We start from the raw sequence: 19,937 nt of genomic DNA on the forward strand, positions 1-19,937 counted from the left end.
TCAGCCTGCTTTTTTTATATTCTGCTCTTTTTCACTGCATGAATCACATATTGAATCAAGAAGTAGAGAGCGGCACCCGCTAAAAAACAGACCACGCACCCAAAGAGCGTTGCCTCTGAGCTGAATTGATACTGTTCAATTTTCATGATATAAAATGGCATACCAAAGAGAGTTGGACTTGATTCAACATGATGAACCTCTAGCAACATTAAAAATACTGGCGTCATAAACACAGCAAACACATAAAGCATCGCAAGCGTTAAACCGCTAGAAAACGAATGAAATACTTTAACCATTTAGTTCTCTCCTTTCATCTCTTTTAAACTGGCGATGACATTTTTCCCGTCTGGGCAAGCTGGATGCAGCATCACTGTATTTAATAAAGAAAAAAGCAGCAATGGATGCGTCAATGGATGCCCCCACATGAAGAAAAGCACACCCGAGCAGATCACTGGAAACAGAGGACCTGCAAGTGCCACCATCACATTAAAACCCGGCCGTGAAAATTTCTCATGGACAATCGACACGTGCTTCCAATCGATCATCACCACAAAATCAAAGATGGGTTTTTTTTCGATTTTGTTGCACACCATCACCATCAAGATATGACCGAGTTCATGAATGAGCACAACTGCTATTAAGCAAAATAAAAGCGTCATCATCGCACAATCGGCCTCTTTAGCATGGCAGCATATATGAAGATGAAGAATGCGGCTGAACAAGCCATATAGGCAGTTGAGAGCAGCTGGATATTTGCTGAAAGCCACTGGACTAAAAGCATATCCAACATACTGAACACAGCAATCATCATCACGATCACAAACAGTTTATTAAATTCACTAATCTTCACGACAAACCCTACACATGCCGCCATGACAGTGATCAATAAAATGGACAAACTCGCCAAACCGTGCCCTTCACTTTCGACCCCTATCATGAAATAAGCAAGCCCGATATAGACAAAATAAATCAATACATTCATTGTGTAATAAAATAAAATTCTTGATAATAAATAGGCACCCTTTGATGTATTTAACATAAAAATGGCTCGCTGATGGAGATGATATTCCCTGCCAATCATCAGAGGAAGCATAATAAGGATCTCCTTTAAGGCAAACTGCACAATAAAAGCAAACAGCCAGCCAGTCTCTGCCGGAGTAAAGATCAATGGGAGACCTATCGTGAAACAGACAAGAAACAGGAACAAAATACCTTGTTCTTTAAACACAGCTGATCGGCTAAAATAAACAAGCTCCTGCCGCAGATGTGTGAAAAATGAAGAATCCGATCTGATTTTTTGGTAAGAAAACGACTTCACCTCTACCTTTAGCTGCAAAAACATCCGATTGACATAACAAGCCGCCAAGCCCTTCAGCCAAAACCACCCTGCACATAGAAAGATCATCAGAAATACAAGATAGATAGACGGCCATACGCGAATCATCTCAACCATTTTTTGAAAAAGGAGAAACACGAAAGCACCAAGCGTCACAAATCCGAGCGTTTGCAGCAGTAAATGCTCTTTTGTTTTTGATATAAAATGGCTCACACCAATGCGTATCAGCATCCAAGAAGCAAGCGTGTAGAGCGCCAATCCACAGCAAGTGATCCCTACCACAATGATCCAATACAAAGATAGTGTAACGCCGCTAATGATCAGTCCTAATAGGATGGGTAAAAAAAGCAGACCAAGCATGATGAAACAAAACAGCACCGGAAAGAAATACACACAAAGGACAAATGAGACACTTTGCATCGCACTATTCAAAAAGAAGAACTGATACTCTTGACGCTTCATTTTATGACGGGAAAAGACAATACCTGCTCCCAAAAGCAGCAGGGTCATTTTTACAAATTGAAGGTATAAAGCAACTGGTTGGCTCTCCCCTACTTGCATAAAAAAACGCAGGCTCATGACAACGTATATGGAGTAAATCAGCAACATAAAAACGGCTGCGGCGAGAAGCTGTAAAGGATATTTTTTGCCGATCTGCTTGATTTTCGTTGTGAGCATGCCCCATTCTATTTTATGAAGAACGTGTCGTGTCCAAGTCATTGAGCAACCTCTCCACCTGCATATAGTAATCTTGATTCACTTCTTTATAAATATCCTCAAGTGCTTGATGAGGGAATGTTTTGTTTGTTTCTTGACGTGACATATCCAGCTTGATATCACCGTTTCTTAAGATCATGAGGTGATCATACAATGTCTCACCAAAGCCCAAATGATGGGTAGAAATGAGAATGCCTGCGCCTTGATCTCTCAGCTTCATGAGCACCTTTTTTAAGATGATCATCATATCTGGATCAAGTCCATTTGTAGGCTCGTCGAATACATAATAATCACAAGGCCTAAGGAGCTGTGAAATGATTTGTGTTTTCTTTTGATTGCCATGAGACAACTGGGCAATTGGCTGATCCATATAAGGTTTCAGCTCAAAAAGATCGACGAAGGCCTCTTCTCGAGGTCCATTTCGTTTGTCTGGAAGCTGGAGTAAATGAAAATATTCTCTCGGCGTTAAATAATCAAACAAAGCATGATCATCAGGAATATAGGAAACATGTTCTTTCAAAAAGGAGATATGTGCTGAGGATTGAAAATTCAGCTGTTTACCATGCAAAGAGACAAAACCCGTAAATGGTGTCAGGCCAAACATAGACTGAATCATCGTGGTCTTTCCTGCACCATTATGCCCCAAAAGCAGAAGCATACGTCCTTTCTCTACATTTAACTGAATATCGCGGAGAGAAAAGGTGCGGCTATACGTTTTTTCTGTTAAGTGTAATGTCAGCATCATGTCCCTCCATTTATTTCAGATAGAACAGATGACCCCGCATCTGTTCTCACCATTTGTTAGAAGCCGCATTTGATTTTAATATACAGGCCTAAAAACTTGAACTCTCCTAAAAATTTCGAGCCTTTTCCAAATGTTTTGCATGCCCAAATCAAAGCGGCAACTGTCACAATGCCTAAGATAGCGGCAAGGACATAAATCCAAAATGCATTTTTCTGTACGTTCTTAGAAGTTAGAATTCGTTGCTTCCTTTCATCATATGCCGCCAGTAGGTGAAGGACATACATGTACACGCCTACTGGAAAACGAAGGCTAAAAGGATTCAGCATCTCATCACCCCCTAATATATGTAAAATGATACCACCCCCATGCAAATAGCATAAGTTCAATTCAGATCATATTTTTAGTAGAGTTTTCATGATTTATTGCTTATAAATCGTCAAGCTCATCGTTTCTCCTCTGACTGAAGGATGATTTTTTACAAAAATAGGATATGACAAAGGAAGCAGAGCTAATTCGCTTGAGCCAGCTTTGCATCTTTATTTCAACATAAAAAAAGCGCTGCGATACGCTCTTTTCAAAAGAGCGCACGCAGCGCGTTGCTTTACATTACTTATTCAAGTTGTAGAATGTAGCAATGCCGTGGTATTGAGCTGTTTCAGCCAATTGATCTTCGATGCGAAGTAATTGGTTGTATTTCGCCACACGGTCCGTACGAGACGGAGCACCTGTTTTGATTTGTCCAGCGTTTGTTGCAACTGCAATGTCTGCAATTGTGCTGTCTTCTGTTTCACCAGAACGGTGAGAGATAACAGCTGTATAGCCTGCACGTTTCGCCATTTCGATTGCATCAAATGTTTCAGTTAATGTACCGATTTGGTTTACTTTGATGAGGATTGAGTTACCAACGCCGTTTTTGATTCCTTCAGAAAGCTTCTTCGTATTTGTTACGAACAAGTCGTCTCCTACTAGCTGAACCTTGCTGCCAAGGCGCTCAGTTAATAGTTTGTGACCTTCCCAGTCGTTTTCGTCAAGGCCGTCTTCGATTGAGATGATTGGGTATTTCGATACCATATCTTCATACCAGTCAACCATTTCAGCAGATGTTTTCACAACACCTTCGCCTGATAAATGATATTTACCGTCTTCTTTGTTATAGAACTCAGAAGATGCAGCATCCATCGCAAGTTTCACTTCTTCACCTGGTTTGAAACCAGCTTTTTCAATCGCTTCTACGATTGTTTGAAGTGCTTCTTCGTTAGAACCAAGGTTTGGAGCGAATCCACCTTCGTCACCTACAGCTGTGTTTAAGCCTTTCGCGCTTAATACAGATTTCAGGCTATGGAAGATTTGAGCGCCCATGCGAAGTGCTTCACGGAAGTTCGGTGCACCTACAGGCATAATCATGAATTCTTGAATGTCTACGTTGTTATCCGCATGCTCTCCGCCGTTGACGATGTTCATCATCGGTACTGGAAGCGTTTTGGAGTTGAATCCACCAAGGTATTGGTAAAGTGGAATTTGTAAGAAATCAGCAGCCGCACGTGCTACAGCGATAGATACGCCAAGGATTGCGTTTGCGCCTAATTTCCCTTTGTTTTCAGTTCCGTCAAGTTCGATTAACATTTTGTCAATCGCTACTTGTTCAGTGACATCAAAGCCTAAAAGCTCTGGTGCAATGATTTCGTTTACGTTGTTTACAGCTGTCAGAACACCTTTTCCAAGGTAACGGTCTTTGTCTCCGTCACGTAGTTCTACTGCTTCATATTCACCAGTAGACGCACCACTTGGTACTAGTGCACGGCCAAAGCCGCCAGATTCTGTGTAAACTTCTACTTCAACTGTTGGGTTACCGCGAGAGTCTAATACTTCGCGTGCATATACGTCAACAATGTATGGCATGTTTAATTTCTCTCCTTTTGAATCAATTTGTTATTTTTGAATCAATGATGTTCCTGTCATCTCTTTTGGTTTTTCAAGACCAAGTAAGTCTAAAAGCGTTGGAGATAGATCGGCTAAAATGCCGCCTTCTCTAAGCGTCGCCCCTTTTTTCGTTACGATGACTGGAACAGGGTTTGTCGTATGTGCAGTATGCGGCTTTCCTTCTTCGGTAATGAGCACGTCTGCGTTACCGTGGTCTGCCGTGATGATAGCATGTCCGCCTTTTGCTAGGATTGCGTCGACTACAGCTCCTAAGCACTCATCTACTGCTTCAATGGCTTTGATTGTTGGCTCAAGCATACCTGAATGACCCACCATATCTGGGTTAGCAAAGTTCAGAATGATCGCGTCATGCTTGTCCGCATTGATGTCTGCAACAAGTGCATCCTTTACCTCATAAGCGCTCATTTCTGGCTTGAGGTCATAGGTTGCGACATCTGGTGAATTGATTAAGATGCGGTCTTCTCCAGGAAATTCTTCTTCACGCCCACCGCTCATAAAGAACGTCACGTGAGGATATTTCTCTGTTTCAGCAATCCGCAGCTGCTTCAATCCATTTTGAGAAAGTACTTCTCCTACTGTGTTATCCAAATTCACTGGTTTGAAAGCCACATAGCCATCTACCGTTTCACTGAAGTGTGTGAAGCAGACGAAGTGTAAATCCTTCGGATGTGCTTCCCCGCGGTCAAACGAGCGGAAATCTTCATTTGTGAATGTGTTTGAAATTTGAATCGCACGGTCTGGACGGAAGTTATAGAAAATCACAGAGTCACCGTCGTTTACTTTTGCAACCGGCTCACCATTTTCTCTCGTAATGACAGATGGAATAACGAACTCATCGTAGATTCCATTTTCATAGGAGTCATCAACGACATCATAGATGTTTTGATAACTTGGGCCTTCACCATACGCCATCGCGCGATATGCTTTCTCCACACGATCCCAGCGTTTGTCACGGTCCATTGAGTAATAGCGTCCAGAAAGTGTTGCGACTTCTCCGACACCGATTTCTTTGATTTGTTCTTCAAGCTGTTTTAAGTACACTTTCGCTGTCTTCTGACCAACATCACGTCCGTCTAAGAAGCCGTGAATGTATACTTTAGTTAAGCCTTCTTTTTTCGCTAGTTTCAGCAAGGCAAAAAGATGCTGGATGTGGCTATGCACACCGCCGTCTGACAAGAGACCGAATAGATGAAGGGCCTTGTCATTTTCTTTTGCATAAGTCATTGCATCTAGGAACGTTTCGTTTTTCTCAAATTCCCCATCACGAATGGCCACATTCACTCTTGTTAAGCTTTGGTACACGATGCGTCCTGCACCGATGTTCAAATGCCCAACTTCAGAGTTCCCCATTTGACCTTCTGGGAGACCCACTGCCTCACCTGAAGCCGTTAAGGTTTGATGCGGGAATTCGTTCCAGTAGCGGTCGAAGTTCGGTTTCTTTGCTTGGGCAACAGCGTTACCGACTGTTTCGCCTCTTAAACCGAATCCATCTAAGATGATTAATGCAGCTGGTTTCTTACTCATATTGACCTTCCTCCAATAATTGAACGAAAGACTGAGGTTCTAAGCTTGCGCCGCCTACCAAAGCACCGTCAATATCGGATTCTGCCATATATTCTTTAATATTCGCAGGTTTCACGCTTCCGCCATATTGAATGCGAAGGCTGTCTGCCGCTTCTTGACCAAATTCGCTTGCAACCGTTTGGCGAATGTGCGCACAAACATCGTTTGCATCTTTTGCTGTAGAAGATTTACCTGTACCGATCGCCCAGATTGGCTCATAAGCAATCACAGATTCAGCGACTTGCTGCTTCGTTAAACCAGCTAGTGCTTTTTTCACTTGATCAGCGACAAGTTCGTTTGTTTTGCCTGCTTCACGCTCTTCAAGCGTTTCACCTACACAGATGATTGGAACGATGCCATGCTTGAATGCAGCATGTGCTTTTTTGTTCACTGTTTCATCTGTTTCAGCGAAAAATTCGCGGCGCTCTGAATGACCGATCACTGAGTAGCCGATGCCAAGATCTTTAAGCGCAGCAGGGCTGATTTCACCAGTGAATGCACCGTTTTCTTCAAAGTGCATGTTTTGCGCACCAATTTTAAGGTCTGTTCCGTTAGAAAGGCTGTTCAGCTTTTCAAGGAAAAGGGCTGGTGCACAGACAATAGATTCCACTTTGTCAGGAGATGGAATAGATGACTTGACTTCTTCAACGAAGCTTACAGCTTCACCAAGTGTTTTGTTCATCTTCCAGTTCCCAGCTATAATTGGTTTTCTCATGATTGACACTTCCTTATAGCAGTTTTGGTCTTATTTATCGTTTAATGCAGTCACACCTGGAAGTTCTTTGCCTTCCATAAATTCAAGTGAAGCGCCGCCGCCTGTAGAAATATGGCTCATCTGATCGGCAAGACCAAATTTCTCAACAGCTGCTGCTGAATCTCCACCGCCAATGACAGAATATGTATCTTTTGCTTCTGCCAGTGCTTCTGCGATTGCTTTTGTTCCTTTAGCGAATGCATCGATTTCAAATACACCCATTGGTCCGTTCCAGACAACAAGTTTGCTGTTTTTAATGACATCAGCATACTTCTCTCTTGTCTCTATTCCAATATCAAGTGCTTCTAGATCACTTGGAATTTCAGAGATTGGCACAATGCTTGTATTCGCATCATTTGAAAAGTCGTCGGCTACCAGAACATCTGTTGGAATCAGGAAGTTCACGCCTTTTTCTTTTGCACGGTCCATAAAGGATTTCGCTAAATCTACTTTGTCTTCTTCTAATAGAGATTTCCCTACTTCGTGGCCAAGTGCTTTGACAAATGTATAAGCAAGTCCGCCGCCGATGATCAGGTTGTCCACTTTATCAAGAAGACTTTCAATTACACCGATTTTATCCTTTACTTTTGCGCCACCGATAATCGCTGTAAATGGGCGATCAGGGTTTGAAATGGCTTTTCCTAGAACCTCAAGCTCTTTTTGCATGAGGAAGCCTGAAACAGCCGGAAGATACGCTGCAATACCAGCTGTGGATGCATGTGCACGGTGTGCAGCACCGAACGCATCATTGACATACACATCGGCTAAATCAGCAAACGCTTTTGATAATTCAGTATCGTTCTTTTCTTCACCAGGATAGAAACGAACGTTTTCAAGCACTAGCACATCTCCTTCTTTTAAGTCAGAGATTTGCTTTTTCACGTTGTCGCCGTAAGCTTCATCTGCTTTTTTCACTTCTTGTCCAAGAAGCTCTTGCAGACGTTTTGCTACAGGTGTCAGACGCAGTTCTTCAGTAACTTGACCTTTCGGACGACCCAAATGACTAGCTAGTAGTACCTTTGCGCCTTGTCCTGTTAAATACTCAATCGTTGGTAATGCTGCGCGAATACGAGTATCATCCGTCACTTTTCCGTCCTTCATTGGAACGTTAAAATCTACGCGGCAGAACACAACTTTACCTTTTACGTCAATGTCTTTTACTGATTTCTTATTCATGCTCGTCAGGAGATCCTCCTTTATTCTGGTTTCCTTACGCATTGGACAAGTCTCTCTTTATCCTTTTCCCATTTTGCCCTCATCAAAACGAGAAATCGTGCAGAACGGATAAATACAGAGAAAAAGGGAAAGGGATGCTTCCCCTTCCCTTGTCCGTCTTCATTATATCGTGTCTCTAGGAAAGAACCAAGTGAGTTCCTTCAGTGTGAGAAATTAAAGACCTTGTTTTGCAATGTAAGCTGCAAGGTCAACAACGCGGTGAGAATATCCACTCTCGTTATCGTACCAAGAAATGACTTTCACCATGCTGCCTTCCATTACCATTGTAGAAAGAGCATCGATTGTTGAAGAGTTTGCATTACCATTGTAGTCACCAGATACTAATGGCTCTTCGCTGTAGCCAAGGATTCCTTTAAGTTCTCCTTCAGCCGCTTCTTTAAGTGCTGCATTTACGTCTTCAGCTGTCACATCTTGATTTAATTCAGCAACAAGATCAACTAAAGAAACGTTAGGTGTTGGAACACGCATAGCGCCACCGTTTAATTTACCTTTAAGTTCAGGCAATACAAGTGAAACAGCTTTCGCAGCACCTGTAGAAGTTGGGATGATGTTTTCCGCAGCTGCACGAGCACGACGGTAGTCTTTGTGCGGAAGATCAAGAATTTGTTGGTCATTTGTGTATGAGTGAACAGTTGTCATCATACCGCGTTTGATACCAAATTTATCGTTAAGTACTTTTGCAAATGGAGCTAAGCAGTTTGTTGTACAAGATGCATTAGAGATGACATCGTGGCTAGCTGCATCGTATTTGTCTTCGTTTACACCCATAACGATTGTGATATCTTCTTCGTTAGCAGGAGCAGAGATGATGACTTTTTTAGCGCCAGCTTCTAAGTGTTTAGCAGCGTCTGCACGTTTTGTGAAGAATCCAGTAGATTCAACAACGATTTCTACGCCTTGTTTACCCCAGCTTAATTTCGCAGGGTCACGCTCAGCTGATACTTCGATTGTTTTACCGTTCACTACTAAGTTCGTACCGTCTACAGAAACCTCTGCATCTAGTTTTCCGTGAACAGAGTCATATTGTAAAAGGTGTGCAAGCATGTTAGCGTCTGTTAGATCGTTAACCGCTACTACCTCAACTTCAGGATTGTTTAATGCTGCACGAAATACGTTACGTCCAATACGTCCAAATCCGTTAATACCGACTTTTACTGCCATGATGTTTCCTCCTTTTATAGGTCACAATGTTTTATATTGAGGGATCTATTGACTCCCTTAATAACTCTTTTGCGGCTCCTTCGTCTGTGACGAGAACCGTTCGGCGGGGTTTTTTGAAATAAGCTTCAATGGCCCCAGCCTTTGATGATCCACCTGCAACAGCAATGATGTGTGGAATGCTTTCTAAATCATCTAGCTGCATGCCGACGGAGTGCACTTTGTGGACGACCTCGCCATCACGATTAAAGTAATAGCCAAAAGCCTCTGTCACTGCGTCATGCTCATCAATCTTTTTTAAATCTTCAGCGGGTGTGTTTCGTCTCATCGCCATTGTTTTTGCTTCACCGATTCCATGAATAAGCATCGTGGATGATTTAATTGTTTGAAGCACTTCTTTGACGGACGGCTCTTCAATAATGGAAGAGTAAGCACCTTCTGACAGCTGTCCTGGAACAAACAGCAGTTTGTAAGTACCGGAAGCTTTTTCAGCCATGTGTGCACAAATGGTGTTTGCCTGATTTTTTACATTCTCCCCAAGACCGCCTCTCGCAGGGACAAACATCATGTCGCGATTTTTGGCATCAGGGGTCATCATTTCGGCAACAGCTTCCATCGTCGTTCCGCCAGTGACGGCGACGATATTATTCCCAGTAAACCTTTTTTTCATACATTGGACAGCAGCTCTTCCCATTTCTTGCTTCACCCACGGGGATTCATCGCTGTCACCAGAAACAATGATGACTTCTTCCAGGCCTAATTTCCTCTTTAATGTATTTTCCAAAAAGGTTAAACCTAAAACGTCCTTCATCATTCCTTCAAGCATTTCAAGCAAAGCATGACCTTCAGTCGTCAGCATCATACCGCTCGTTTTGACATCCAGCAGATTTTGTTCCTTTAAGAACTGAACTTCAGCTCTTAAGATACGTTCACTGAGACCAAGACTTGTCGCAAGACTTCTGCGACCAATTGGTTCAGCTAATCTGATGTACTGCAAAACGTCGTAGCGCTTTTGCATAACTGTGAGAAGATCTGGTAATAATTTTTTTTGAGCTTCCAATAAACGATTCATGGCTAACGACCCTTTCTTTTCACGTTGGACTAAAAACGTCCCACTGTGACAAAAAACGTCCCGCCACAGCCAAAAAAAATCAATCCCTGCTTTCTTTAATTATTTTAACAGGATAATCTTGCATTTTCAACTCTTACAAACACATTTAGACAAAAAATAGACACATTTTGACCGATAACCTGCTTGTCATCTAGCTTTCCGCTATTTTATTTTTTTCAAACTATTTATTTTCTTCTATATTGAATGCATTTGTCTTTGAAAAGGTGCAGGCGGTCAAAAGCCGCCTGCTTATGTTTTCGGTATCGTTTCTTTCTCTTCATTAAACCGTTTCGCATCTTCCTTCGGTTTAATCTTGAGGTAGTAAATGATGTAGCAGGCGGCCATAAATGGAACTCCGCAATAAAGACCAATCCGCTGATCCTCAATAAAGAATAAACTGATAAGAACAATGCCAAATGCGATAAAGCCTGCTAATGGCACAAATGGATAAAAAGGCGTTCGGAAGACAAGATCCTTTACATCTCCGCCCTCTTTAATGAATTGTCTCCTAAAGAAGTATTGGGATAAACAAATAGACATCCAAACCACGACAAGCACCATACCCGAAATGGATATGAGCCAGACATATACCGTTTTTGGTGCTACAACACTCGTGAGCAGTGATAGAGCGGATACACCCATTGTCACCAATAAGGCATTGATCGGGATTTTACGTTTGGATAATTTTTTCGTGAAAACAGGTCCTTTCCCGTCTTTTGAAAGCGCCCAAAGCATACGTGATGATGCATATAGTCCAGAGTTTGCTACAGATAAGACCGCTGTGATGATGATAAAATTCATGATATCTGCAGCGTATGGTATGCCAACCTTGTCCAACACCACAACAAACGGACTATCCACTGCGCCGGCGGTCTGCCATGGCAGAAGCGCTGCAAGAACCGCAATCGATAAAACAAAAAAGACCATCGTCCGCCAAATAATATTCCGAATAGAGCGTGGGAGTGTTTTTTCTGGATTTTCACTCTCCCCTGCTGCAATCCCTACAAGCTCTGTTCCTTGAAAGGAGAAATTGACTGTGACCATGGTTAATAAAATCGCAAAAACACCATTAGGAAAAAGTCCGCCATGATCTGTCAAATGGCGAAATAGGGGGGCAGGTTCCCCACCTTTCAAATGAATCATTCCGAAAATTGCGCCAATTCCAATGATAATAAACAATAAGATCGCAGCAACCTTGATGGCTGAAAACCAAAACTCGGTTTCAGCAAAGCTGCGAGCTGAGATGGCATTGATGGCAAATAAGATGACGCTAAAGGCAAGACACCAAAGCCAAACTGGGATATCAGGAAACCACCTTTGGAGTAGAATCCCTGCTGATGTAAATTCAAGTCCGATCGTACATGCCCAGCTAAACCAATAGAGCCAGCCGATCATAAAGCCCGTGGATGGACCAATATACTTCGTGGCATACTCCTGAAAGGAACCAGCTGTCGGCATCGCCACTGCTAATTCACCAAGACAGAGCATCACCAAATACATGAGCAACCCGCCAATGATAAACGAAAGAATGGCTCCCCCTGGGCCTGCTTGATGAATAATGAGTCCTGACCCAAGGAAAAGGCCTGTTCCGATAACCCCGCCTAAGGCAATCATAAAAAGATGTCTGCTTTTCATGGAACGCTCTAGTTCATTATGCTGTTCTGGCTTCAAATCCGCTTCCCCACTTTCACTCTTCTATTCATCAACCTTTGACAAAATTCGCCGTTCATTGAAAGAGAAAGGGAGAATTTGAAGGCTTCTCCCTTGATCATTTATGCTTGAAATAACGCTTGGATATGAGCAATTGCCCAATCCAAGTCTTCTTTTGAAATGGTAAGCGGCGGTGCAAATCGAATCACTGTCTCATGGGTTTCTTTGCATAACAGCCCTGCTTGCTTGAGCTTCTCACAATAAGGTCTAGCTGCCTCAGTCAGTTCCATCCCAATAAATAGTCCACGCCCGCGTACTTCCTTAATCACAGGACTTTGAATGCGTGATAGTTTGTCTTTGAAATATTGCCCAAGCTCCAATGAGCGCTCGGCAAGCTTCTCGTCGATTAAAACATCTAGTGCAGCAAGTGATACTGCGCACGCAAGAGGATTCCCGCCGAAGGTAGACCCGTGAGACCCTGGATTAAACACACCTAAAATATCACGGTTTGCGACAACACATGAGATCGGGAATACCCCACCGCCAAGTGCTTTACCAAGAATCAGCATATCCGGCTCAATGTCTTCCCAGTCGCATGCAAACATCTTGCCGGTCCGCGCTAATCCCACTTGAATTTCATCTGCGATCAATAACACATGTTCCTTCTCACAGATCGCTTTTGCCTCTTTTATAAAGCCCTCAGGCGGCATGACAATGCCCGCTTCTCCTTGAATCGGTTCAAAGAGAAAAGCCGCTGTTTGCGGAGTGATCGCTTCGCGTAACGCCTCAATATCTCCATAAGGGATGAGCTTTATGCCTGGAAGCATCGGACCGAAACCTCTTTGATATTCTGCTTCCGAAGAAAGTGACACAGCCGTCATTGTGCGACCATGAAAATTCCCGGTACATGCAATAATTTCTGCCCGATTCTCTTCGATCCCCTTGACATCATAGCCCCATCGTCTCGCTGCCTTTACAGCCGTTTCCACAGCCTCAGCACCCGTATTCATCGGCAATGCCATCTCTTTATTCGTTAATTTGCAAATCTTCTCATACCATGGGCCAAGCTGATCATTATGGAAGGCCCTTGATGTGAGTGTCACGCGGTCAGCTTGTGTTTTAAGCGCTTCAATAATGCGGGGATGGCGATGTCCTTGGTTCACTGCAGAATATGCACTGAGCATATCCATGTAGCGGTTGCCCTCAGGATCAGTCACCCACACTCCCTCAGCCTCTGAAATCACAATTGGCAACGGATGATAGTTCGCCGCACCGTATTGTTCTGTTTGATGAATCAATGCTTTTGTCTGTGTCATCGTGTATTCCTCCTTCTATAAGCTTGCCTCTTTTGATTGGGTTCATCTTCACTCTTATGTTATGCAAGGATCATGCCAACTTAGTGATCGCTCTGTGCCTAGGATTGTTCTCATCTTTAACGCAAAATAATTTTGCATATGCAAATTTTTTTAGAGGAAACCGCAAAATTTTTCATGTAAAATAGAGGTAATGTCTGGAGGTGGCGCAAGTGAAAAAAGATCAGCATACCGCAAAGCTTGAAAATGAGATTGATCTATATAAACAAATGCTCGATTTAATTGATGTTGGGGTTCACGCCATTGATGAAAATGGTAATACCATTGTTTATAACAAAAAAATGATGGAGATCGAATCTTTAAAACGTTCTGATGTCCTTTATAAAAATGTCTTAGACCTCTTTGTGTTTCAGGATGAGATGCACAGTACACTTGTCCAAGCGCTGCGAACCGGGAAACAGACGGTTCATGCAAAGCAGACGTATCACAACTACAATGGAAAAGAAATCACAACGATTAACCATACATACCCGCTCGTTCGAGACGGTTTGATTCAAGGGGCGGTTGAAATTTCGAATGATGTCACGAAACTGGAACGGCTCATTCATCACAATATGAAGAAAAAAGGAAACACACGCTTTACATTTGATTCAATCATTGGGGAGAGTCCTGCCTTTTTAGAAGTGATTGAACATGCGAAACGAGCCACACGTACCTCTTCTTATGTGCTGATTGTTGGTGAGACAGGGACGGGGAAAGAGCTATTTGCACAAAGCATTCATAATGGCAGCAGCCGTTCATCTGGACCATTTATTACGCAGAATTGCGCAGCACTGCCTGATAACCTCATTGAAAGTCTGCTTTTTGGAACACAAAAAGGGGCTTTTACAGGGGCAACAGATCAGCCCGGTCTATTCGAACAAGCACAAGGAGGTACACTGCTTTTAGATGAGATCAACTCATTACACCCAGCTCTTCAAGCAAAACTATTGCGCGTCTTGCAAGAGAAACGTGTGAGAAGGTTAGGCAGTACAAAGGAAATCGCCATTGATGTGAGAGTGATTGCTAATATGAATGAGGACCCTGTGGATGCGATCGCAGGTGGACGAATGCGAAAGGATTTATTTTACCGGCTTGGCATTGTCACCTTGTTTATCCCGCCACTCTCTGAGCGAAAAGAAGACATCCCCACATTTGTCATGCATTTTATTCAAAAATATAATGAACTGTTTCAAATGAATGTGAAGGCGGCTGATGAAGAGGTACTTGCCCTGTTCCAAACGTATCATTGGCCGGGCAATGTAAGAGAACTGGAGCATGTGATTGAAGCTGGGATGAATATGATGATGGACGAAACATACTTAAGCATGCATCACCTTCCTTACCATTTCCGTTTCAAGCAAGGAGAAGGACGTCCTAGTGAACACATGCAGATGAGTCCGCTTAATCTATCAGCTGCAACTGATACGTTTGTCTACACGAGCTCAGATCATACAACTGATTTCCAAACCCAAATGGAACGATTTGAAAAACAATACATCGTCCATTACTTAAATAAAATGGACGACAATATTTCACAGACTGCAAAGATATTGGGCATGAGCAGGCAAAGTCTGCAATATCGAATGAAAAAATTGCATATTTCTCTTCAATAATAGAGCTGTGCCGTTTTTCGGCACAGCTTATTGAATATCTGGCTTTCCTTCCTGTTCTTGCAGCACATCACCAAGAAGTTGTTCTACTTTTTCCAAATGTGTAAGCATCGCCCTCTCCGCTTCTTCTGGCTGCTTGTCCATGACAGCTTGATAAATACGTTCATGGTCTTTGTAAAGCTGACGTATGGACGCTTTTCTTGAAAATAACACGATTTTTCTCGTTTCCCGCATCGTTTCAATTAATAAGGATGAGACCTGATTCATTAACGCCGCCAGTAAATGATTCTTTGAGGCTTTAGCGATGGCAAGATGAAATGTAAGGTCTGCCTCTTCACCAATTTCTTTATGCGCTTCTGCACGCTTCATTTGTTCAAGTGCCTCATGCAGTCGATGGAGGTCCTCGTCTGTCCGCAGCAATGCTGCCTTTTTGACAGCACCTGATTCAATGATTGATCTCACTTCTAGAAGCTGCACGATATCCTGCTGCTTCATCAAAAAAGCAGGAGATAAACAAAATGTGAGCTGCTCAGGATCGAACTGCTTCACATATGTGCCTTCTCCTTGCTTCATCTCTATTAATCCGATCGCTTTCAGAGCGGACAGCGCCTCTCTCACAGCGGAACGGCTGACTTGAAAGTTTTCAGAAAGTGCTTGAACCGAGTCTAATTTTTCGCCCGGAAGAAGCTCCCCCGTTCGAATGGATTCGACTAATGCGTCCGCAATTTCTTCATATATTTTTTTCGTTTTGATTTGTTTATATTTCAATTGGTCTCACCTCATCACTGTTGTCTACCCTATCGCCTCATGCCCTATCTTATACTTTACCCCAAAATTCAGATCACACGTCTTCCCTTTTTTCAATTCTCAAGAAATCTTCTATCACTCTTTCACTCATCAAAAAAGAAGCACGTGCCATTGTTTCTGGCATGTGCTTCTTTTTAATCATATCGCTTCCGCAGCGTGGAAGACGGAAGGTTCATTTGTTCACGATATTTGGCAATGGTTCTGCGAGAGACGCGGATACCAAAGGTTTGCTGAAGCTGCGTCATGATTTGCTGATCCGAATACGGTTTTTTCTTATTTTCTGATTGAATCAGCTCTGCAATGTGGGTCTTCACTGTGTAGCTGGATGCTTCTTCGAGCGAATGCCCTTCTAGTTTCGCTTGGAAAAACTGTTTCATTTCCATTAACCCATAAGGGGTCTGCACCATTTTCCCTTTGACTGTTCGACTCACTGTCGACTCATGCACTTGTAATTTATCTGCAACCCGCTTCATCGTAAGCGGTTTCATTTTATGCTTCCCGGTCAGGAAAAAATCAGTCTGTTGTAAGATAATCTCACGAACGACATTTGTCATCGTTTGTTTTCTCTGCTTCAGCGCTTGAACAAGCCAATTGTACTGCTGATGCTTTTCCTTTAAATATGCATATGCTTCATGCCGCTTTTGATCTTGAATCATGGCGAAATACCCTTCATTCATTTCAATGTCCGGAAAAGCACGCTGGTTCAGCTCGAATGTGATGTGACCTCCCGCAGCTGTAATCAACACATCTGGTTCTATATACACATCCTGGTCTTCATAAGAGAAATGAAGGCCTGGTCTTGGTTCGAGAAGCGACACCTCATCTTGTATGGTTTGCAGGGTTTTCAACGGCATACCTGTTTTAGCTGCGATTTCCTTCCAAGCCTTCCTTGCGAAAAGAAAGAAATGCCCTTCGATGATCAGCTCTGCTTCATACCAGCGATCCTTTTTTCGTCTAAGCTGGAGCAGGATGCATTCTTGCAATGATCTAGCGCCAATACCGGCAGGCTCTAATGATTGAAGCTGATGAAGAACGGCCTCTACTTCTTCTGCCGAAGCCTGTAACACAGCGGCCATTTGGTCAACCGGTTCATTTAAATAGCCATTGGAATCAATGGACTCAATCATGAATTGAAATATTCTTTGATTCTTTTCACTTAAATTCAAATCAATGGCCTGTCTCTTTAAATACATTTGCAGGCTTTCTTTTTGATGCGTACGATACGGCTCTGTCATTCGATCTTGCGTTCTTTTATGATAAACTGGTTGATAGCTGTCCGTGTCTTTCCGCTCAATCAGAGGGTTCTCAAGCGCTAACTGATCAAGATACTCACCCAGCTCTGCACAATTCAATTGCAGCAGCGTAATCGCCTGCCTGAGTTCTTGCGTGAGTACCTGCTTTAATACTAGTTCTTGTTGCAGTTTAAGGCTCATTGTCTCCCCTCCCTCTCATCATTTTACATGAAGATTGACGGACCGTATATACGAAATAGGAGTGATTTCCATGTCTGAACTTTTTTCTGTTCCATACTTTATTGATAACTTAAAACAGCACATTGCCATGAATCAACATGAAGACAAGATTCATGCCATGAACGCTTATTATCGTTCGGTGGTTTCTACACTTGTGCAGGACCAATTGACGAAAAATGCTGTTGTCTTGAAGCGAATTCAGCATCTCGATGAAGCGTACCAAAAGGTGAAAAAAGAAAGCGAATAAATGGACGAAAAGCAACACCCTTTCTCATGATTGCAAAGGGTGTTTTTCATGCAGGAAAAGCTTTTGATCAAGCTTCGATTTGTACATCATCAAAAAGCCGGACCGCCCTACAGTATAAATGATAAAGGCAAACCATAGTCCGTGATTGTGCCATATCGGAATGACTGCCGCCTGAACAGCCACAAACAAAATCATCGCAAACAGCATTGAATTCCTAACAGGAGCAATTTCTGTCGCACCTGTGAATACACCATATATCACCAAGCCAAAGCAAGCAGCAAACGGATAAAGAACGAGCCAATCGGCATATTGCAGTGTCACATCAAGAAGCTGAGGCAAATTTGTAAACAGGCTCAAAATCGGTACTTTAAAGAAAAAGTAACCTGCCGCAATGACACATGCCATCACAACTGCCCATTGTCTCGAAAGGGTTAAAGTTTTATCATAAAGCGCTCGGTCGTTCGCACCTACTGATCTACCGACAAGGATGCTGGACGCATTGGCAAATCCATCGAACAAATAGGCCATGATGTAGTGAATTTGAAATAAAATGGCATTCGCCGCCAATTGCTCCGTTCCGAAAGAAGCTCCCTTTGCTGTAAACATGTTGATCACAACAAGCAGACAGATCGTTCGGATAAACAAGTCTTTATTCACATGAAACATTTTCTTTACTGCACGTGTGTCCATCATCTGCTGGATAGACGGCATCCGAAAACCGTTTGACGTATGCTTCAAGATAATCCAGACCCCTAACACAAAAGCAGTGAGTTCAGAGATCAATGTCGCCGCTGCCACACCTTTGACGGCAAAAGAAAACGCATGAACTAAGATCAATGCCAAGATCATATTCATGACATTGATCAAAATTTGTAAAGAAAGGGCTTCTTTCATTTTTGCCATCCCCATCAGCCAGCCGAGTATGACGTAATTCATTAAGGTAAATGGCGCTCCCCAGATCCGAATGTGAAAATAGTCCGCTGCATATTCGCGCACATCAGCAGCAGGAGAGATGATCCATAATGCGGATTGAATAATGGGCCATTGAAGAGCAATAAAACAAAGCCCGACAATAATAGCCAGCAAAAAAGGCCTTAGAAAAGCAAGAACACCCTGCTCCTCGTTCTGCGCTCCGTTTGCTTGGGCGGCAAAAGCAGATGTACTTACCCGTAAAAAGCCAAACAGCCAGTACAATGTACTAAAAATGAGACTGCCGACTGCGACGCCCCCTATATAAGCGGGGTTGGCAAGCTGGCCAACAACTGCTGTATCGACAGCTCCAAGTAATGGCGTGGTCATCGTTGAAATGGTTAAAGGGATCGCCAAAGCTAAATATGCTCGATGGTTCACGATGCCACCTGCCTTTCATGAAAAATAGCCTCTCTTAAAAGAGGCATTGAGGGAATGAAAAAGTTAACGAACCGGCCTGCCAATCGTTCGAGACAAAGGGTGGCTGGCGAGCGTTGCCTCCTTCATTTTCAGCACAGCTGCGTGCTCTGATATAAAGAAATCATCCTTCGATTGAAACTGAGCCACAAGTTCACCCTGATCAAGAATCGCTAATTGATCACTTAAATGATAGGCCGCTGTCAAATCATGTGTGATAAATAAGTATGCAAGCTTCAGCTCTTTCTTTAATTCGACTAACAAATCTAAAATGACTGCCTGCGTAACCATATCTAAGCTACTGACTGATTCATCCAGCACAATGAGCTTTGGCTGAAGCACCAGTGCTCTGGCGATGTTGATCCGCTGTAGCTGGCCGCCGCTAAATTGGTATGGGTACTTGGACAAATCCTGCTCACTGAGCCCTACTCTTTCTAACCAGTGAATGAGTATATGCTGACGTTTTTTACGGGTCATTGGTTCATAGTTTTCAAGCGGCTCAGATAGAATTTGTTCCACTGTCCACCTTGGATTAACCGCTGAATATGAATCTTGAAATACCGCTTGTACATGTCGGCGGAAATGCTGATGTGTCCGCTGATCTGCACGAATGATATCCTGACCTTCAAACAGAACTTGTCCGACCCTCGGCTTCTCTAGTCCAAGGATGATGCGGCCGAGTGTACTTTTCCCTGCGCCACTTTGACCTAATAATCCAAGACAAGTGCCTTCTTCAATGGTCAAATGAACGTTTTTCAGGACAGGGGTTCTCCCTTTTGTCCTCATCAGAAACGATCGGTTGCCATATGAATGACTAACTGCTTTCACTTCTATTAAATGCAACGGTCT

The 19,937-nt window shown here is 43.0% G+C and carries 19 protein-coding genes; 2 read left to right on the forward strand and 17 right to left on the reverse strand.

What is annotated here, in order from left to right; all coding sequences use genetic code 11:
* Window positions 1–14 precede the first annotated feature (14 nt).
* From NSQ17_RS16220 to NSQ17_RS16280, 13 genes are all read right to left on the reverse strand, one after another.
* Entirely contained in the window at window positions 15–296 is a 282-nt protein-coding gene (locus NSQ17_RS16220) for a hypothetical protein (protein ID WP_041507784.1), read from the reverse strand.
* Entirely contained in the window at window positions 297–662 is a 366-nt protein-coding gene (locus NSQ17_RS16225) for a hypothetical protein (RefSeq protein WP_342467601.1), read from the reverse strand.
* Entirely contained in the window at window positions 659–2,056 is a 1,398-nt protein-coding gene (locus tag NSQ17_RS16230) for a hypothetical protein (protein ID WP_342467602.1), read from the reverse strand. Before NSQ17_RS16230 ends, NSQ17_RS16225 begins: the two co-directional genes overlap by 4 nt.
* Window positions 2,028–2,798, reverse strand: coding sequence for an ABC transporter ATP-binding protein (locus tag NSQ17_RS16235; RefSeq protein WP_256688719.1), 771 nt, complete (start codon window positions 2,796–2,798; stop codon window positions 2,028–2,030). Before NSQ17_RS16235 ends, NSQ17_RS16230 begins: the two co-directional genes overlap by 29 nt.
* A 56-nt stretch (window positions 2,799–2,854) precedes the next feature.
* Complete coding sequence (locus NSQ17_RS16240; protein ID WP_039169204.1) at window positions 2,855–3,124, reverse strand: hypothetical protein; 270 nt, start codon at window positions 3,122–3,124, stop codon at window positions 2,855–2,857.
* A gap of 280 nt (window positions 3,125–3,404) precedes the next feature.
* Window positions 3,405–4,697 carry a phosphopyruvate hydratase gene (gene eno, locus NSQ17_RS16245; protein WP_003212752.1) on the reverse strand — a complete coding sequence of 431 codons (1,293 nt, stop codon included), beginning with the start codon at window positions 4,695–4,697 and terminating at the stop codon, window positions 3,405–3,407.
* Window positions 4,698–4,727: 30 nt separating this feature from the next.
* Window positions 4,728–6,263, reverse strand: coding sequence for a 2,3-bisphosphoglycerate-independent phosphoglycerate mutase (gene gpmI, locus NSQ17_RS16250; RefSeq protein ID WP_017359214.1), 1,536 nt, complete (start codon window positions 6,261–6,263; stop codon window positions 4,728–4,730).
* A complete protein-coding gene (gene tpiA, locus NSQ17_RS16255; RefSeq protein WP_017359213.1) occupies window positions 6,256–7,017 on the reverse strand; it encodes a triose-phosphate isomerase in 762 nt (253 codons plus the stop codon). Before tpiA ends, gpmI begins: the two co-directional genes overlap by 8 nt.
* A 30-nt stretch (window positions 7,018–7,047) precedes the next feature.
* Window positions 7,048–8,232 carry a phosphoglycerate kinase gene (locus tag NSQ17_RS16260; RefSeq protein ID WP_268356576.1) on the reverse strand — a complete coding sequence of 395 codons (1,185 nt, stop codon included), beginning with the start codon at window positions 8,230–8,232 and terminating at the stop codon, window positions 7,048–7,050.
* A 213-nt stretch (window positions 8,233–8,445) separates the two neighbouring features.
* Window positions 8,446–9,453, reverse strand: a complete 1,008-nt coding sequence (gene gap, locus NSQ17_RS16265; RefSeq protein ID WP_007500174.1) for a type I glyceraldehyde-3-phosphate dehydrogenase — start codon at window positions 9,451–9,453, stop codon at window positions 8,446–8,448.
* 31 nt (window positions 9,454–9,484) lie between these two features.
* Window positions 9,485–10,522 (reverse strand): sugar-binding transcriptional regulator, encoded by a 1,038-nt coding sequence (locus NSQ17_RS16270; RefSeq protein WP_342467603.1) that lies wholly within the window; start codon window positions 10,520–10,522, stop codon window positions 9,485–9,487.
* A 288-nt stretch (window positions 10,523–10,810) separates the two neighbouring features.
* Window positions 10,811–12,232 carry an amino acid permease gene (locus NSQ17_RS16275; RefSeq protein ID WP_024719841.1) on the reverse strand — a complete coding sequence of 474 codons (1,422 nt, stop codon included), beginning with the start codon at window positions 12,230–12,232 and terminating at the stop codon, window positions 10,811–10,813.
* A 101-nt stretch (window positions 12,233–12,333) separates the two neighbouring features.
* Window positions 12,334–13,527 (reverse strand): ornithine--oxo-acid transaminase, encoded by a 1,194-nt coding sequence (locus tag NSQ17_RS16280; RefSeq protein ID WP_024719842.1) that lies wholly within the window; start codon window positions 13,525–13,527, stop codon window positions 12,334–12,336.
* 209 nt (window positions 13,528–13,736) lie between these two features.
* Here NSQ17_RS16280 and NSQ17_RS16285 point away from each other — a divergent pair, with 209 nt between their 5' ends.
* Entirely contained in the window at window positions 13,737–15,179 is a 1,443-nt protein-coding gene (locus NSQ17_RS16285; protein ID WP_082136021.1) for a sigma 54-interacting transcriptional regulator, read from the forward strand.
* 27 nt (window positions 15,180–15,206) lie between these two features.
* On the opposite strand, the gene NSQ17_RS16290 is transcribed toward NSQ17_RS16285, so the two are convergent.
* Together NSQ17_RS16290 and rpoN are read right to left on the reverse strand one after the other, a co-directional pair.
* Window positions 15,207–15,944, reverse strand: coding sequence for a FadR/GntR family transcriptional regulator (locus tag NSQ17_RS16290; RefSeq protein ID WP_047945671.1), 738 nt, complete (start codon window positions 15,942–15,944; stop codon window positions 15,207–15,209).
* A gap of 173 nt (window positions 15,945–16,117) precedes the next feature.
* Complete coding sequence (rpoN, locus tag NSQ17_RS16295; protein ID WP_073412745.1) at window positions 16,118–17,416, reverse strand: RNA polymerase factor sigma-54; 1,299 nt, start codon at window positions 17,414–17,416, stop codon at window positions 16,118–16,120.
* Window positions 17,417–17,486: 70 nt separating this feature from the next.
* Between rpoN and yvfG the strand changes: the two genes are divergently transcribed.
* Window positions 17,487–17,702, forward strand: a complete 216-nt coding sequence (gene yvfG, locus NSQ17_RS16300; RefSeq protein ID WP_017359206.1) for a protein YvfG — start codon at window positions 17,487–17,489, stop codon at window positions 17,700–17,702.
* A 24-nt stretch (window positions 17,703–17,726) separates the two neighbouring features.
* Here the strand turns inward: yvfG and NSQ17_RS16305 are convergent, their stop codons facing one another.
* Both NSQ17_RS16305 and NSQ17_RS16310 read right to left on the reverse strand, forming a co-directional pair.
* The gene (locus NSQ17_RS16305) at window positions 17,727–19,052 is read right to left on the reverse strand and encodes an MATE family efflux transporter (protein ID WP_073412747.1); all 1,326 of its coding nucleotides are present in this window, start codon (window positions 19,050–19,052) and stop codon (window positions 17,727–17,729) included.
* A gap of 63 nt (window positions 19,053–19,115) precedes the next feature.
* On the reverse strand, window positions 19,116–19,931 hold the full coding sequence (locus tag NSQ17_RS16310; protein ID WP_058336940.1) for a dipeptide/oligopeptide/nickel ABC transporter ATP-binding protein: 816 nt from the start codon (window positions 19,929–19,931) through the stop codon (window positions 19,116–19,118).
* Between the last annotated feature and the right edge of the window lie 6 nt (window positions 19,932–19,937).

It is taken from the genome of Bacillus sp. FSL W8-0629 (assembly GCF_038593225.1).
Lineage (GTDB): Bacteria > Bacillota > Bacilli > Bacillales > Bacillaceae > Bacillus > Bacillus altitudinis.